We start from the raw sequence: 15,856 nt of genomic DNA, 5'->3' as shown, positions 1-15,856 counted from the left end.
AAGATGAGAATTAATTACAATGTATCTGCAATGCTTACCAATAATGCACTGGCAAATAATGATAATCTGCTGTCACAGTCTCTGCAGAGACTTTCCACAGGACTGAAAATCAACAGTGCAAAAGACAACCCTGCGGGAATGGCCATGGCGAAGAGGATGAATGCCCAGCTGGAGAGCCTGTCCGTGGCCAACAACAATGCCAGCGACGGCGTTTCCATCATGGAGATTGCGGACGGCGCCATGTCGGAGATGAGCGAAATGCTGCAGCGTCTGAACGAGCTTGCCATCAAGTCTGCAAACGGACTGGAGGCAGACGCCGACAGAAGCGTCATACAGAAGGAAGTCAACCAGCTGACAGACGAGATCAACCGTGTGGCGGAGACCACGGAGTTCAACGGACAGAGACTGCTGAACGGCGAATTTTCCCTGAAGGGATATGTGAACGGCAATCTGGATGTGAAGGTGAGCTCCTACACCAAGGAAGTATCCGCGGGAATTTACAAGATAGATTCTCTGGTGATTGAGGAGAACCCGCTTCCGGCGGACGAGAGCGAGAGATATAAGGTGACCATGAACCTGGGCGGAACAGACAACGGCGGTTTCCCGAAGGGCGCTACCGCCAGCATCAAGGACAATCTGGTGACCATTCAGGGAGTAAACGGTTTTGAGCTGACATTGGATCTGACAGGGAAAATCAACAAGGAAATCGATGCGGGAACTTTCCCGGGCGCACCGATTGCCATTTCGGACCTGGAGGTCAATGTCACAGGAATCGGTGCCATGAAGCTGCAGATCGGGGCAAACGAGGGTCAGATTCTGGAAGTGGATATTCCTGAGATATCCCTGAGAGAGATGGGAATTGAGGACCTGGATGTGAGCACCCAGGAGAGTGCCACAGAGGCCATTGACCGCATTGACGGAGCGGTTCATTTCCTGTCCAGCGTCAGAGGACATCTGGGCGCCTATCAGAACAGACTGGAATCGACCATCAGCACTCTGGATGTGTCCTATGAGAATATGACAGCGGCTTATTCCAGGATTATGGACGTGGATATGGCGGAAGAAATGACGAACTATACAACTTACCAGGTGATGACACAGGCGGCCACATCCATGCTGGCCCAGGCAAATGAGAGACCTTCACAGGTGCTGCAGCTCCTGCAGTAAGGTGAACCTTAAATCAGTGAAGAAATGCAGGATTCCCGCGGTCGGAAAATTTGAGCGGAAAAGGTGTGAGCAGAGATGAAAAAAGAGGACAGGCAACAGTTTACTCTGAGAATTACCCAGGCGAATTCCACAGAGCTGATTGTAATCTTATACGAAATGCTGCTGTGCTATCTGACTGATGCACAGGAGGCATTACAGGAAAAGGAGATACCGGAGGGCAGTGCTTCGGAGGATAAGGATTTATTCCGGGAGGCTGTACGGAAAGCCCGGGGATGCCTCAATGAGCTGATGACTTCTCTGGACCTGAAATATGAGCCGGCGCCGGAATTGATGCGGCTTTATCTGTTCTGTATACGGCGGCTTGCACTCGGCGAGGCCAGACGCGACAGCCGTTTCCTGGAAGAGATAAGGCGTGTTATCGAGCCGCTCGCCGGTGCTTACCGTGAGATTGCCGGACAGAACAGTGCAGGACCGGTGATGAATAACTCTCAGACTGTGTATGCCGGCCTGACCTATGGAAGGAATACTTTAACCGAGAACATGGCTGACCAGGGCACGAACCGGGGAATACTTGCGTAAGGGACCGGATTCCTCGGCTGGTTCCGCAGCTGCCAGATCGGTCAGATGCTTGTACCTTTTCTGTAAAGCGTAAATCTCGTAAATATAGCTGTCGATAAGGTCAATATCCACAGCATTATCGAAACCCGCATAGGCGTCGTTAAGAGCCTGGCGGGTTCTTTGTATGGAATCTTTTAGTGTCATGGGGGAATAATCTTCTTCTGTCATACTGTCTGTCCCACTTCTCTGACTGAAATATGTTTTCATGGCAGGCCCTCTCTTTCCATTAAGCTGTTAAAAGTATAGACATGGGACAAGAAAAATATTCCAATTCTGGAAAAAACCTGGCAGATATTTGACCAGAGAAACTTTGCGCTTAAGGAACAGGCAGTAACAGCCAGGCAACTACTGGAACTGTCGCAATGAAATTTGCATATTCGGGTTTATAGCTGTAATGACGTTCTGATTTCCTCGTCATTCAGGTCCGGATATTTTTTCAATACATGACATATCTGGCTAATAAGATTTATATCTTCTTCCAGCATATCCGCAATTTCTTTTGCAGACATATTTCTGGAGACCTTTTTCCGGACCTGACTGATGACCTTCTGGAGTTCCCCTTCCGCCCTGCCTCTGGTTTCACCGATTGCGATTCCCTCATCCCGCACATAATCCTCTCTTGCATTCCTGTCCCGGATCTCTTTCATATGTGCGTCATATAAAGCTCGTATTACTTTTCCGGCACTGGAAAGCTTTATTTCTCTGATTGCCTCTAAAATACCAGGGTTTTCTGTCTTAATCATATCCAGCTCCTCCTCTGTCTCTGCATTAAAAATCCGGATCCAGTCATCCATCCGTTCGGTACCGCTCAGCTTCTTCTGTAATTCCACGATATGTACTTCCAGCAGATCAGTAAATTCATCGCCATTTTTGTCCCTCAGCCTGTAAACCCGATGATAATCCGGATCATTGCTGAGATTAAAATCCAGGATACTGACACTGACGCACCGTTTTAATTTCGTATACTTTTCACCGAACAGCAGGTCTTCTGTAAAAGTCTTTGACAGATAAAACAAAGAGCGCCTGTCCCAGTACCGGATGATTTTGATCTGCAACTCAATGTTGATTTTCGTGTCGCCGTTCAAAAGCAGCAGAATGTCAAGAATCCCCTGCTTTTGGCGGAAGAAGCGCTTCCACAGGAAGGGACTGGCCAGGCGCACCGACCGGATTTCCTCTGTGGGAATATCCAGCACGTCACTGACAAAATGCCTTCTGACAAGCGGGTTCTGCATCAGATACCTGAATAAATAGTCGTATTTCAAAGAAACAATATCCATTCACTGTCCTCCTTTTTCCACAGGAGAACCAGATATTCCGAAATCTCCTGCTTTTTCACTTTGATTTTGAATTTAAAAGCATAGAGTTTCGATAACAAATGAAAATAACCGACCTGAGTCGCACGGGCGACCGGCAAACAGGAATTTCACAGATTGAAATTCCCTGCTGAGAAATTGTTATGCTTTGAATTGATTTTAGCATATGGGACAGGAGCATGCAAGGCTTAATTACGAAAATTCTCAATGTGCATTCCGCTGTATTGAAAATCCGGCCGCTCCCATCAAAAACCTGTTGCAATCCTGCCAGAATTGTGCTAACCTGTTTTCAGGCTAAGAATTCTGCATTCTGTTTTTAATCTAAAGGCTGTCCAAAGCCTTTCATGTCAGTTTGAACTTCTTGCCGGGCACAGGCCCATACCCCAGAAATAAGAAACCGCAGACAACGGCAGGAAGAGGGAGCGCTTTTCTGCACATTTCAGAGAAAGGAAAGTCTACATAATCAGGCATTTGGGTCAGAGACTTCGGAAAAAAGCAGAAGGAGACAAGCTGTGTTTGAGGGCGTTTTATGATACTCAAACAGTGCTATAGTATGAAACAGTGTTGGAGACAACCGGATCACTGCAATTAGAAAACAGGAGTTGACAAATAAGAACAAATGTTTTATCTTAATAAAAACAGAACATTTGTTCCTTGATGAAAAGGAGATAAGAATATGGAAAAAGATGAAAAACTCAAAGCGTTGGATGCGGCAATCAGTCACATTGAAAAGCAGTACGGCAAAGGAGCGGTAATGAAACTGGGGGATCCCAGTGCACAGATGAATGTGGAAACAATTCCCACAGGGTCCTTAAGCCTTGACATTGCGCTGGGGCTGGGGGGAGTTCCCCGGGGAAGAATTGTGGAGATATACGGACCGGAATCCAGTGGTAAGACTACGGTCACGCTGCATATGGTGGCCGAGGTACAGAGAATGGGCGGCATAGCCGGATTTATAGATGCAGAGCATGCGCTGGATCCCGTATATGCCAAGAATATCGGAGTGGACATTGACAATCTGTATATCTCCCAGCCGGACAGCGGGGAGCAGGCGCTGGAAATTGCAGAGACTATGGTGCGTTCGGGAGCCCTTGATATTGTGGTAGTGGACTCGGTGGCAGCGCTGGTTCCCAAGGCGGAGATTGACGGAGAGATGGGTGACAGCCACGTGGGACTGCAGGCCCGGCTGATGTCTCAGGCGCTGAGAAAGCTTACATCAGTGATCAGCAGATCCAACTGTGTGGTAGTATTTATCAACCAGCTTCGTGAAAAGGTTGGTGTTATGTTCGGCAGCCCGGAGACTACCACAGGAGGCCGGGCTCTGAAATTTTACTCTTCTGTCCGAATGGATGTGCGCAGAATCGAATCTCTGAAGCAGGGTGGTGAAATAATCGGCAACCGCACTCGGGTGAAAGTAGTGAAAAATAAGATAGCGCCGCCGTTCAAGGAAGCAGAGTTCGACATTATGTTCGGCAAGGGCATATCCAAAGAGGGAGATATTCTGGATTTGGCAGTGGATCTGGACATTATTGTCAAGTCCGGCGCATGGTATGCTTATGAGGGGAACAAGATCGGGCAGGGCCGGGAGAATGCGAAGCAGTATCTGAGAGAGCATGAAGATGTCTGTATGGCTGTGGACACGAAAGTGAGAGAGCATTACGGATTTGGCGATTCCAGAGCCCAAAAGCTGGAAGGGGCAGAGAAGCCGATACTGAAGTCAGAGACAAAGGGCAAAGGCTCCAAATCAGGAGGGAAAGCAGCTGCAAAGACAGAGGAACAGGCTGCGGTGAGTGAAGAGGAAGCATAACAGGGGAATTTATAAAGGGAACCGGAGTACATATTGCAGGCGGGGGAACGGATGAAGGTTACACAGATAGAAGAAGTATCCAAATCCCGGGTCAGGATATATGTAGAGGATGAATTCGCCTTTGTATTGTACAAAGGCGAATTGCGTTCCTTTCATATCCGTGAAGGAGAGGAAATAGAGCAGGAATGCTATGAGGAGATTCTGACGAAGCTTTTGCCGAAGCGCGCAAAGCTGAGGGCTATGAATTTGCTGAAGACCAGGGAATATACGGTGAAGCAGCTCCAGGACAAGCTGAAGATGGGGGGCTACCCGGAAAACGTGATCGAAGAGGCTCTGGCATATGTGGCGAGCTTTCATTATACGGATGATTTGCGCTATGCGGTCAGCTTTATTGAGGGACATTCAGATAACAGAAGCCGCCGGAGAATAGAGCAGGATCTCCTGCGGAGAGGAATCGACAGGAGCACATTGGAGAAGGCGTGGCTTCAGTGGGAGGAGCAGGGAGGAGACCAGGACGAACAGAAAATGATTCAGGCGCTGCTGGCGAAAAAAGGCTTTGCGTCGGATAAGGCGAATCTGAAGGAACGGCAGCGGATGTATGGTTTTCTGATGAGAAAGGGATTTTCCGGTGAACAGGTGCGCAGGGCGGTACTGAAAGAGATGGGCGACTGGCTGTAAAACTGCGGTAAAGCACTTAAAACGCGGGCATCACAGAATTTGTACAAATAGCACAACAAATGTCAGTTTTTATGAAAGATTTTCTGCAGGATATGAAACCTTTTGCTTGACATCGGATAAGTTTGAGGGTAAAATTGAATTTGTTGTGAATTGCTTGTTAGAATGTTTTCAATTTCCCGGGAAGAACGTGTATGCTTTGGGAATAAGTACATACATTCTATATAGGCTGTGAGGCGGCAGGACGTCTTGCAGTTAATGTACAATGAAAATGGAATAAGGAGGTGCCCTGTTAATGCTTGAGATTATAATTGCTGTAGCAATATCTGTAGTATTGACCGCAGTTGTAACCACATTTGTGGTGACCGGTTACCAGAAAAAATCGGCGGATGCAGCTATCGGCGGTGCACAGGATAAGGCCAGAGAAATTATTGATGAAGCTCTTAAGACGGCAGAATCCAAAAAACGTGAATCACTCCTTGAAGTGAAGGAAGAGTCTATTCGGGCTAAAAATGAATTGGACAAGGAGATTAAAGAACGCAGAGCGGAAGTGCAGCGTTCCGAGCGACGGATTCAGCAGAAGGAAGAGAATATCGATAAGAAGACCGAAGCGATTGAAAGGCGCGAAGCAAATCTGACCGCTAAGGAGGAGTCTCTGAATAAGGTCAAGATAGAGATTTCCAAATTAAACGAGCAGCGCCTGCAGGAACTCGAGCGGATTTCCGGACTAACCTCTGAACAGGCAAAAGACTACTTATTGAAAATTGTTGAAGATGAAGTAAAACATGAAACGGCCATGATTATCAAGGAAATGGAGAGTCGGGCCAAGGAAGAAGCGGACAAAAAAGCCAGAGATTACGTGGTTTCGGCTATCCAGAGATGTGCGGCAGACCATGTTTCTGAGACCACAATCTCGGTTGTACAGCTTCCGAATGATGAAATGAAGGGAAGAATCATTGGTCGAGAGGGACGTAATATACGTACACTTGAGACCATGACAGGCGTAGATCTGATAATTGACGATACGCCGGAGGCAGTTATTCTGTCAGGATTTGACCCTATTCGCCGTGAAGTGGCGAGAATTGCGCTGGAGAAGCTGATTGTGGACGGGCGTATCCATCCGGCCAGAATCGAAGAGATGGTGGAGAAGGCGCAGAGAGAAGTGGAAGTGATGATAAAGGAGGAGGGAGAGGCCGCGACACTGGAAGTCGGTGTACATGGCATTCACCCCGAACTTATCAGATTACTGGGTAAAATGAAATTCAGGACCAGTTATGGTCAGAATGCGTTGAAGCACTCCATCGAGGTAGCACAGCTGTCAGGCTTGCTGGCCGCAGAGCTGGGCCTTGATATCAGGATTGCAAAACGCGCCGGTTTGCTCCATGACATTGGTAAGTCTGTAGACCATGAGATGGAGGGTTCTCACATTCAGCTGGGCGTAGAGCTCTGCAGAAGATACAAGGAGAATGCAACGGTTATCAATGCAGTGGAATCCCACCATGGAGATGTGGAACCTACTTCACTGATTTCCTGTATTGTACAAGCTGCCGATACAATATCTGCAGCGAGACCGGGAGCCAGAAGGGAGACGCTGGAGACTTATACCAGCAGATTGACAAAATTAGAGGAAATAACAAACAATTTCAAGGGTGTAGACAAATCTTTTGCTATTCAGGCAGGACGGGAAGTTCGCGTAATGGTAATGCCGGAGCAGATTTCGGATACGGATATGGTTCTGTTGGCGCGTGATATATCCAAACAGATAGAAGCTGAACTGGAATATCCCGGACAGATTAAGGTAAATGTAATCCGTGAAAGCCGTGTCATTGATTACGCAAAGTAAAATGGAATGATTTGGCCGAAGACTGAATCATTGTAAAAAAGAATTGATAAGACAGAATGGCGGAAAATCACAGAGGTGTGGTTTTCCGCCGTTTTTTTTCTATGCATTTTCACTTAACAGGCCGGAGATTTTGAGCTTAAATTTGTTGTTTTTTCTATTGTGCAGCGGCAGAAATTATAGTATGATAATGCAGATGCATGATTGTATACGATGATACATGTAATCAAAGTATAACAGCTCTCAGAAGCGGCTGAGAACAACGCAGAAGGAACTGTTATAAAATAAATCTATACGGCTGACAATGCCCGGGATGGAGGAAGAGATGAAAGCGTATCAGGAGCTTGGCAGAGAAGAATTATTGTCATTGAAAGCGCAGTTGGAGAAGGAATTTGAGGAAGAGAAGGCAAAAGGCCTGAAGCTGGATATGTCCAGAGGCAAGCCTTCGGTATCTCAGCTGGATATGGCAATGGATTTTATGGACACACTGGATTCAAACAGTTATATGAAGACAGAGGACGGAGTGGATGTGCGCAATTATGGTATTGTGGATGGCATTCCGGAGGCTCGGAAACTGCTGGGCGATATTATGGGCGTTTCTGCAGATCATGTAATTGTGTGCGGAAACGGAAGTCTGGCCATTATGTATGATACGGTTTCCCGTTCTGTGACCCATGGTGTCGGCGGCTGTACTCCCTGGTGCAGGCTGGATAAAGTGAAGTTCCTGTGTCCGGTGCCCGGCTATGACAGACATTTTGCAATTACGGAGCATTTTGGAATTGAGATGATTAATGTACCCATGTCGCCTCAGGGACCGGATATGGACATGGTAGAGAAGCTGGTGGCGGAGGATGAGAGCATCAAGGGCATGTGGTGTGTGCCGAAATATTCCAATCCTCAGGGATATACCTATTCCAGTGAGACTGTGAAACGACTTGCGAATCTGAAGCCTGCGGCAAAGGATTTCCGGATATACTGGGATAACGCTTATGCAATGCATCATCTCTATGAAGACAGGCAGGATGAACTGCCGGAGATTCTGAGTCTGTGTGAGCAGGCGGGAAATCCTGATCTGGTGTATGAATTCTGCTCCACATCCAAGATCATTTTTGCAGGAGCAGGTCTGGGGGCTGTGGCCTCCTCGAAGGCGAATCTGGATGAGATAAGGAAGAGCCTCTCGATTATGACCATCGGGTATGATAAAATTAATCAGCTGCGTCATGTACGTTATTTTAAGGACATTGACGGAATTGCCAGGCATATGAAAAAACATGCGGTGCAGATGCGATCCAAATTCCAGGCAGTTCTGGAGGTGCTTGACAGGGAACTTTCGGGAACAGGTATCGGAGAATGGACAAATCCCAACGGAGGCTACTTCATTTCCTTTGAATCCATGGAAGGCTGTGCGAAGGCGATTGTGGCGAAGTGTAAGGAAGCGGGCGTCACTCTGACCGGTGCAGGGGCAACCTACCCCTATGGAAAGGATCCGAAAGACAGCAACATTCGGATTGCCCCCACATTCCCATCGCAGGAAGAGATGGAGCTGGCAGCAGATATTTTTGTCCTCTGTGTCAAGCTGGTAAGCGTGGAAAAGCTTTTGGAGAAGTGTTGTCCGGAGCCGATTTACGTTTCCTGCAGCGGGACTGTGGGAAGGGCTGTATGACATTGTAAGTCAGGGGCAGTTCAGGGTGCTGCCCGGACTGTTATAAATACAGATTCTGACTCCCGGCGAACAGTCGGGAGTCTTTTCAGGAAGTAAGGGGTTCGGGAGAAGGAAATGGAAGAATATAAGAGACTGAAAAGGGAACTTGTGGCAAACGGCGTTATTCTGGATTATTATCAGGATACCATGCTGATACCTAACGGGAATGTGGCAAAATGGGATCTGATTGATCATAAGGGAGCTGCCGCGGTGGTAGCGGTGCGGGAAGATGGAAAGCTTCTCATGGTGCGGCAGTATCGGAATGCGCTGGAGAGAGAGACCCTGGAGATTCCCGCAGGCGGACTGAACGGGCGGGAAGAGCCCACGGAAGCTGCGGCGGTACGTGAACTGGAGGAAGAGACAGGTTATACCTGTGGTCAGGTGGAGCTTTTGAATTCCATATATACCACGGTGGCTTTCTGCAATGAGAAGATTGACATTTACCTGGCCAGAGACCTGAAGCCGGGGAAACAGCATCTGGACGAAGACGAGAATATCAATGTGGAGGCGTATTCAGTGGAAGAACTGAAGCAAATGATTTTTGACTGTAAGATTCAGGATTCCAAAACCATCTGCGGCATTTTGACCTATGCCGCAAAGTTTGCCCCTGAATCCGCATAGACAAAAGCCTGCCCGCATACATTGGAGTATCGGCTGCATTTCCTGCATCATTTTTACAGGTGACAGGAGAAAGGCAGCGGATATCAGTTGTCATTGGAAGGACGGTGATGCGGGTGCAGCTTTCAGGAAGGAGATTTTTATCCGGGGAACGTACATTTCTGACTTTTTTCGTTGTGGGATTAGTGGCCGGAATGTTTATTGTGAATATAGGAAAGAGCATTTTGCTGGGAGATACAGGACTGTTCAATGAACATACGCTGTATCAGATGAAAGATATGTCCCTGGACGGCAATGCTCTTTTTTGCTATGTGTTCAGAAAAAGAATCGGCAGGCTGCTGATTCTGGCTGTAATCTCCACTACTTATCTGGGGATGGCTGCCTGTATGGGAGCGGCCCTGTGGTACGGGATGTCCGCAGGTGCCTTTCTGACGGCGCTGGCGCTGCGGTATGGACTGAAAGGAATCCTGCTGGCGCTGGTAAGTATATTTCCGCAATATCTGTTATATGTGCCGGCTGTGCTGGCAATGCTTCCCTGGTGCAGAGAATTGTTTCGGGGAATCTATGTGCGGGGAGATTTCAGCGCCGGAGACAAAGGATTCCTGCTGAAAAAGGCAGGACGACTTGCAGGAATTCTGGCCGCTGTAATTACAGGATGTCTGCTGGAGGGGTATATTAATCCCTGGCTGGTGCTGGGATTTCTGAAAATATTCTGATTCCGCAGACTTTTGAAGGAGGAATTACCAGACAGACAGGATTTCAGCGCCGCGATTCAGCCATAAAGCGATAGTGCACAGGCTGAACCGCAGGCCTGCAATGGATATTTTCATTCATATTCGGCGATTTCATAGATCAGCCGCTCAGAAGCTTCCCAGCCCAGACAGGGATCGGTGATAGATTTCCCATAGACACCCTCGCCTATCTTCTGGCACCCTTCTTCGATATAGCTTTCAATCATGACACCCTTTACCAGCTTGTGAATGCCGGCATTCAGCCTGCGGCTGTGCATGACTTCCTTGGTAATGCGAATCTGCTGCTCATACTGTTTTCCTGAATTGGAATGGTTGGCATCTATGACGCAGGCAGGGTATTTTAATTCCATTGTGTTATACATTTCCAGAAGGCGGTTCAAATCTTCGTAATGATAGTTGGGCACATTGTTCCCGTGCTTATTTACGGCGCCGCGAAGAATGGTATGTGTCAGTTCGTTGCCGGTGGTGGTGACTTCCCAGCCTCTGTAGATAAAGGAATGAGAATGCTGGGCCGCATAGACAGAATTCAGCATAACGGATAAATCGCCGCTCATAGGGTTCTTCATACCGGCGGCCACATCAAAGCCGCTGGCGGTCAGGCGGTGCTGCTGGTCTTCCACCGAGCGGGCGCCGATAGCCACATAAGACAGAATATCGGAGATATAGCGCCAGTTTTCGGGATAGAGCATTTCGTCCGCAGCAGTGAGACCTGACTCCTGAAAAGCCCGGATGTGCATTTTTCTCATGGCAATCAGTCCGGCAAGGAAGTCAGGCTTTTTTTCCGGGTCAGGCTGATGGACGATACCCTTATAGCCCTCTCCTGTGGTACGCGGCTTGTTGGTATAGATTCTGGGGATCAGAATCAGCCGGTCTTTTACCTTTTCATTGATCCTGGCCAGCCGGTTAATATAGTCGCAGACAGCGTCCTCATTGTCGGCGGAGCAGGGACCGATGATTACGAGAAAGCGGGAGCTTTTGCCTGTGATGACATCTCTGATGGCAGCGTCTCTTTCCTGTTTCAATTCTGCCAGATTCCGGGGCAGGGGATATTCTTCACGAATCTCTGCCGGAGTGGGAAGTTTGCGAATAAATTCAAAACTCATAATATTTTGTTTGCATTAGCAATCCTTTCCATGTATTATGGTACTGTAGTCGATTGCTCCAATGTTCTGCTTCTGATACATCCGCATTTTTACAGGGGCAGTCGAATCAGACAAGTACCATTATAATATATGGAATCGGTTCCTGCAAGAAATTTAGAGAATGGTTTGAACAAAAGGCTGGAGGGCCTGGATGTCAGCTGATATATGCTGTAAAGAGATGCGGCAGGGGAGTCGTCGGAACAGGGTGTTTTAGGAAGCGGGGAACAGGCAGAGAAATTTCAGAAAATCTAAAGTTTTGTTTCTGATAAGGGAAATAATGGTACAGTAGAAAGGGTAAAGTAAACTTTTAAGACATAGGTGTAATTGTATTTATTTGAGGATTACAGATGAGATGGCGGAACAGAAGATGAAAGAGAAAGACCCAATAATCAATATGCCGGACGAACTCGCGGAGATTTATGAGAAATATTTCGATGCTGTTTTCAAATATGTATATCGTGAAATCCCACATAAAGAAATGGCAGAAGATATTACACAGGATGTATTTTATGTGGCATTGAAGAAGAGCAATGATTTTCTGAAACATTCTGAACCAAAGCTGTGGCTGTTGCGCACTGCATGGTTCAAAATGCGGGAACTTCACAGGAAAATGAAGCGTTGGGCCACAGAGCCTCTGGATGAGGGAAGTCCGGAATTGGGTGTAGAGGAAGGCTGTTACGAAGAGGTGGAATTGGAGCTGACTGCGCTGGCGATTCTGGACGAGAAAGAGTGGAAGCTGATCAAGAGATATTATTTTGGCGGGTGTCCGATTTCAGTACTGGCAAAAGAAGAGGGAATCACGGATAACAATATGAGAGTACGCCTTTACAGAATGAAGAAAAAGCTGAAAGACGGGATGAAATGAGAGAAGTAACGGCTCGAATTCTGTTTAAATCATCATAATAGCCGACGGGTATGGTATCTCCGCGTCAACAGGAGATGACCTGTGCGGCCTGTATGTTGGGACAGCCGGGAAAGGAGGAGAATATGCAGAAAGACAAAGACAGGGATTTACTGGTAAGAGAGTTAAAGGAGAAGTTGGACTGGTATACATTGTTCGCTTCAGAAGAGGAGTACGATGCCGGAGCTGTGGAATCGATCCTTTATCTGCTGGACCGCCTGGAGCCCATAGAAGAGAATGATATTCCGCGGAAGAGTGAGGTCTGGGAACGCTTTCAGGAACTTGCCTGCAGGCAGGAGGAATTACTGCCTGTCCCGGAAATGCGGGGAGACAGGACAGAGAAAGCGTGCAGGGCCGGAGAAAAAGGGCGGGAAGTGTCCGCCGCCGAGACACCGGAAAACGGCATGGAGGAGGCGGCCGGGACCGAAGAACCGAAAGACAGTACGGGGGAGGCGGCCGGGACCGACGAGCCGAAAGACGGCATGGGGGAAATGCATGCAGTCAAAGAGAAGAAGGCATCCGAATTCAGGAAGTTCAGAGCGCCGGATACTGCGGATTTCGGAGCGGAGATATCCGCAGAACTGGGAATATCCGGCTTCAGTGCATCAAAGGCCGGCGCGTGCCTTCCCAAAACGGGAAGCATCAGGTTTTTTGGGACAGGCTGTCCTGCTCAGGGCAGGTTTACTGCCGGGATGTGGCATTTTGCAATGGGGCATAAGTATATCGCGGCAACCATTGTGATTGCGCTGATTCTGGCAGTCAGCGGAACGGCGGAGGCGATAGCCACAGGAGGTAATGATTTTTTCTATTGGCTGGAGCAGGATGACACGGGAACAAAAATGATGACTTCACCTACAGATTTGGAGGCAGAGACGGATACAAATGAATGTACCTATCTGAGTCGGGAGGAAATGCCCGATTGGACCCAGGAGTGGCTGGAGATTGAAGAGAAGTTTGAGATGCCGGAGGGGTATGAGTGGCAGTATTATGAGACGAGTGAAATAGAAAACAGAAGATATGTTGTAGGCTATTATTTAAACGCTAGCTTGGAAAAACAAATCCTCTTAGGAGAATGTATATACTTTGATAAAATATCTTATAACAAAGAAGAATTTATAGGATATAATTATGTCCAAGGCTATGAAATTGCTGAAAAAAAGATTGATGTATATAGTAGGGTGGAAGAATCAGGAAAAAATTATTATGATTTGTGCTTCTATGAGAATAATTGCCGTTTTTTTATTCAAGGAGAAGATGATTTAGATAACTTGCAAGATTTAATTAAACAGTACTGGTACTCTGTAAAAAAATATTTGTAATGATATTTGTAATAAAAAGTCTTTTAGGGTCATTTTAATTATAGAAGGATAATTTGAAGAGAGTTTTATGGGAAAGGAGAAAGAGATGTCCTTCGAAAAATTATACTAAGGAGAAAATAGAAATGAGAAAAGTAAAAAGACTTTTAAGTGTAGCGGTAATGGTAACTTTGCTTGTAAGTACTTCTGGATTTGTTAGTAACGCAGCAGAAACAGACAGATTGGTAAGTGATGTAGAAAAGAATGTAGAAGTTCTAGAAGCGACAGTAGTAGAAGACATAGATTTATCTTCTGAAATGAGCCCGTATACTATGTTAACTGAATGCATTATTAGTGTTACTGGAGATAGCCAAGGAATGCATATTGGTATATCTACAGGAGCAGTAGGAAAAGCTTCTGTATTGGGAGTGAAAGATGTTAAAATTTGGAAGAAGACATGGTATGGAGGATGGGATTTGGTGGCTACATCTAGTGGTGGAGAGTCTGAAAATCGTTCTATAATGGGCATAAGTATACTATATGCAAATGCAGTTAAGGGCGCCACTTACAAAATTACCTGTGTACATTATGGAAATGTAGACGGTTACATAGAAGGAGAAAACGACAGCGGAGCATTTGTTTTCAATTTTGAGTAAAACAATAACAGAGAAACCCAGTGACCATAGTAGTACATCAAATAATGGAGGGCAAGACAATTAAACATATCAGTTTCTTCAGTACGGTTATTGAAACAATTGGTTATGATCCACAGACTGCCACCCTGGAGGTTAAGCTGGCGACGGACGGAAAGGTGCGGAGATATGATGATGTGCCGGAAGACATTTGGTACAGGCTCAGACATAATTATCATCCGGATACCTATTTCCGCGTAAATGTCAGCGGCCATTTCGAAGAGACAGTTGTTTCGGACGACGACGGTCAGGAGAAGGAGTAGCCTTTGACCGGAATAGGGGAATCGTTTATATGATCTTCTGAACTGCTATGTAATAAAAGGTATTGTTAAGCTTTATGGGGTTCCCTGCTTTCGCCTGACAGTAATCTGGGATGGAGGCAGGGAATTTCAATTCAAGGGGTTTTTCAGGTCAGTCATTTACAGGGGAGGGCCATTTTATCTGAAAAAATAAAAAAATATTTTTTTTCTGTAATAAATTGGCAGCTCAGGTCATTTATATAGTAGAAGGGTAATAAGAGCGATCTTTACAGAAAGCATGGAAGGGAGTCGCCGATACCTTTCGAAATAAATGCAAAGGAGAAGATTGTGAAAAAAGAGAAGCAGTTCCAAAAACAATTTAGAAACTCAGAAAGTAAGCAGGTGATGAAAAGTGAAAAAGTTAGATACAGAGGAGAAAGCCATTAAACATATAAGCTTTTACAGTACCTTTATTGCAACTGTAGGTTATGATCCTCAGACTGCTATATTGGAAATTAAGCTTTTGGTTGATGGGAGAATCAGACAGTATGATAATGTACCGGAAGATATCTGGTATCGTCTCAGAGAAAATAATCATCCGGATACGTTTTACCGCAGGCATATTTGCGGCCGTTTTTCAGAGACAGTGCTTCCGGAGGAGGAAGAAACGATATAATAAATCTTACATTCGACTATAATCTGTACTTTCTGTAAATCTATTATATAGTTTCCCATAATCTGTCTGCAGAGAAGGCAGATTATGGGAAATCCTGTCAAAAACAGCATTTCAACAATAAATCCTGACAGTGCAGTGATCTGTCCGGACTGCTTTATAAATCGCATAGGGGCAATCAAAAAGGGCAATCAAAAAGGTAAAAAAAGTGCTTGCGCAATACGGAAAAATCTGCTATAGTAAACGTATTATCAGCCGTTGGTTTACGCTTCGGATGAAATGTCTAAATTCAGTGTACAGGAATCTGTAAATTCCAAAGGGCACTGGATTCTGTTGTATCGGCTTTTCGCCACCTTTTCAAGTGAAATAAAACAAAATAAGGGCAGGCGAAGCAGCTTCTCCTGTCCGCTAAGAGAACAGGA

The 15,856-nt window shown here is 46.4% G+C and carries 16 protein-coding genes; 13 read left to right on the top strand and 3 right to left on the bottom strand.

The genetic code is table 11. From position 1 onward, the window contains the following. Nucleotides 1–3 precede the first annotated feature (3 nt). Nucleotides 4–1,167, top strand: coding sequence for a flagellin N-terminal helical domain-containing protein (locus NSB25_RS09770; protein ID WP_103237588.1), 1,164 nt, complete (start codon nt 4–6; stop codon nt 1,165–1,167). 75 nt (nt 1,168–1,242) lie between these two features. Further along, entirely contained in the window at nt 1,243–1,746 is a 504-nt protein-coding gene (locus NSB25_RS09765) for a flagellar export chaperone FliS (RefSeq protein WP_103237587.1), read from the top strand. Here NSB25_RS09765 and NSB25_RS09760 read toward each other — a convergent pair. Both NSB25_RS09760 and NSB25_RS09755 read right to left on the bottom strand, forming a co-directional pair. Next, a complete protein-coding gene (locus NSB25_RS09760) occupies nt 1,696–1,992 on the bottom strand; it encodes a DUF2508 family protein (protein WP_103237586.1) in 297 nt (98 codons plus the stop codon). The genes NSB25_RS09765 and NSB25_RS09760 overlap by 51 nt on opposite strands. A 176-nt stretch (nt 1,993–2,168) precedes the next feature. Next, nucleotides 2,169–3,062 carry an Rpn family recombination-promoting nuclease/putative transposase gene (locus NSB25_RS09755; protein ID WP_103237585.1) on the bottom strand — a complete coding sequence of 298 codons (894 nt, stop codon included), beginning with the start codon at nt 3,060–3,062 and terminating at the stop codon, nt 2,169–2,171. Nucleotides 3,063–3,774: 712 nt separating this feature from the next. On the opposite strand from NSB25_RS09755, the gene recA reads away from it, so the two are divergent. The 6 genes from recA (at nt 3,775) to NSB25_RS09725 (ending at nt 10,456) form a co-directional block, all read left to right on the top strand. Further along, nucleotides 3,775–4,905 carry a recombinase RecA gene (gene recA / locus NSB25_RS09750; RefSeq protein WP_103237584.1) on the top strand — a complete coding sequence of 377 codons (1,131 nt, stop codon included), beginning with the start codon at nt 3,775–3,777 and terminating at the stop codon, nt 4,903–4,905. 51 nt (nt 4,906–4,956) lie between these two features. Beyond that, on the top strand, nt 4,957–5,583 hold the full coding sequence (locus NSB25_RS09745) for a regulatory protein RecX (protein ID WP_103237712.1): 627 nt from the start codon (nt 4,957–4,959) through the stop codon (nt 5,581–5,583). 292 nt (nt 5,584–5,875) lie between these two features. Then, the gene (gene rny / locus NSB25_RS09740; protein ID WP_103237583.1) at nt 5,876–7,423 is read left to right on the top strand and encodes a ribonuclease Y; all 1,548 of its coding nucleotides are present in this window, start codon (nt 5,876–5,878) and stop codon (nt 7,421–7,423) included. A 322-nt stretch (nt 7,424–7,745) separates the two neighbouring features. Beyond that, nucleotides 7,746–9,083 carry an aspartate aminotransferase type Ic gene (locus NSB25_RS09735; RefSeq protein WP_103237711.1) on the top strand — a complete coding sequence of 446 codons (1,338 nt, stop codon included), beginning with the start codon at nt 7,746–7,748 and terminating at the stop codon, nt 9,081–9,083. Nucleotides 9,084–9,197: 114 nt separating this feature from the next. After that, nucleotides 9,198–9,743 (top strand): NUDIX hydrolase, encoded by a 546-nt coding sequence (locus tag NSB25_RS09730; RefSeq protein WP_103237582.1) that lies wholly within the window; start codon nt 9,198–9,200, stop codon nt 9,741–9,743. 113 nt (nt 9,744–9,856) lie between these two features. Continuing rightward, nucleotides 9,857–10,456, top strand: a complete 600-nt coding sequence (locus NSB25_RS09725) for a stage II sporulation protein M (RefSeq protein ID WP_172454908.1) — start codon at nt 9,857–9,859, stop codon at nt 10,454–10,456. Between the two features lie 110 nt (nt 10,457–10,566). Here the strand turns inward: NSB25_RS09725 and NSB25_RS09720 are convergent, their stop codons facing one another. Beyond that, a complete protein-coding gene (locus NSB25_RS09720; RefSeq protein WP_103237580.1) occupies nt 10,567–11,595 on the bottom strand; it encodes a 3-deoxy-7-phosphoheptulonate synthase in 1,029 nt (342 codons plus the stop codon). Nucleotides 11,596–11,986: 391 nt separating this feature from the next. On the opposite strand from NSB25_RS09720, the gene NSB25_RS09715 reads away from it, so the two are divergent. The 5 genes from NSB25_RS09715 to NSB25_RS09695 all read left to right on the top strand — a co-directional run bounded on the left by NSB25_RS09715 (nt 11,987) and on the right by NSB25_RS09695 (nt 15,437). Next, on the top strand, nt 11,987–12,499 hold the full coding sequence (locus tag NSB25_RS09715) for an RNA polymerase sigma factor (protein WP_103237579.1): 513 nt from the start codon (nt 11,987–11,989) through the stop codon (nt 12,497–12,499). Nucleotides 12,500–12,621: 122 nt separating this feature from the next. After that, complete coding sequence (locus NSB25_RS09710) at nt 12,622–13,854, top strand: hypothetical protein (RefSeq protein WP_146039937.1); 1,233 nt, start codon at nt 12,622–12,624, stop codon at nt 13,852–13,854. 53 nt (nt 13,855–13,907) lie between these two features. Then, the gene (locus NSB25_RS09705; RefSeq protein ID WP_146039936.1) at nt 13,908–14,486 is read left to right on the top strand and encodes a hypothetical protein; all 579 of its coding nucleotides are present in this window, start codon (nt 13,908–13,910) and stop codon (nt 14,484–14,486) included. A gap of 20 nt (nt 14,487–14,506) precedes the next feature. Further along, nucleotides 14,507–14,785, top strand: a complete 279-nt coding sequence (locus NSB25_RS09700; protein WP_146039935.1) for a KTSC domain-containing protein — start codon at nt 14,507–14,509, stop codon at nt 14,783–14,785. Between the two features lie 388 nt (nt 14,786–15,173). Then, the gene (locus NSB25_RS09695; protein WP_103237575.1) at nt 15,174–15,437 is read left to right on the top strand and encodes a KTSC domain-containing protein; all 264 of its coding nucleotides are present in this window, start codon (nt 15,174–15,176) and stop codon (nt 15,435–15,437) included. The last annotated feature ends 419 nt before the right edge of the window (nt 15,438–15,856 follow it).

Source organism: Acetatifactor muris, from assembly GCF_024623325.1.
GTDB lineage: Bacteria > Bacillota > Clostridia > Lachnospirales > Lachnospiraceae > Acetatifactor > Acetatifactor muris.
Note: the sequence above shows the minus strand (reverse complement) of the source record. Positions and strands in the feature narration are given on the sequence as shown.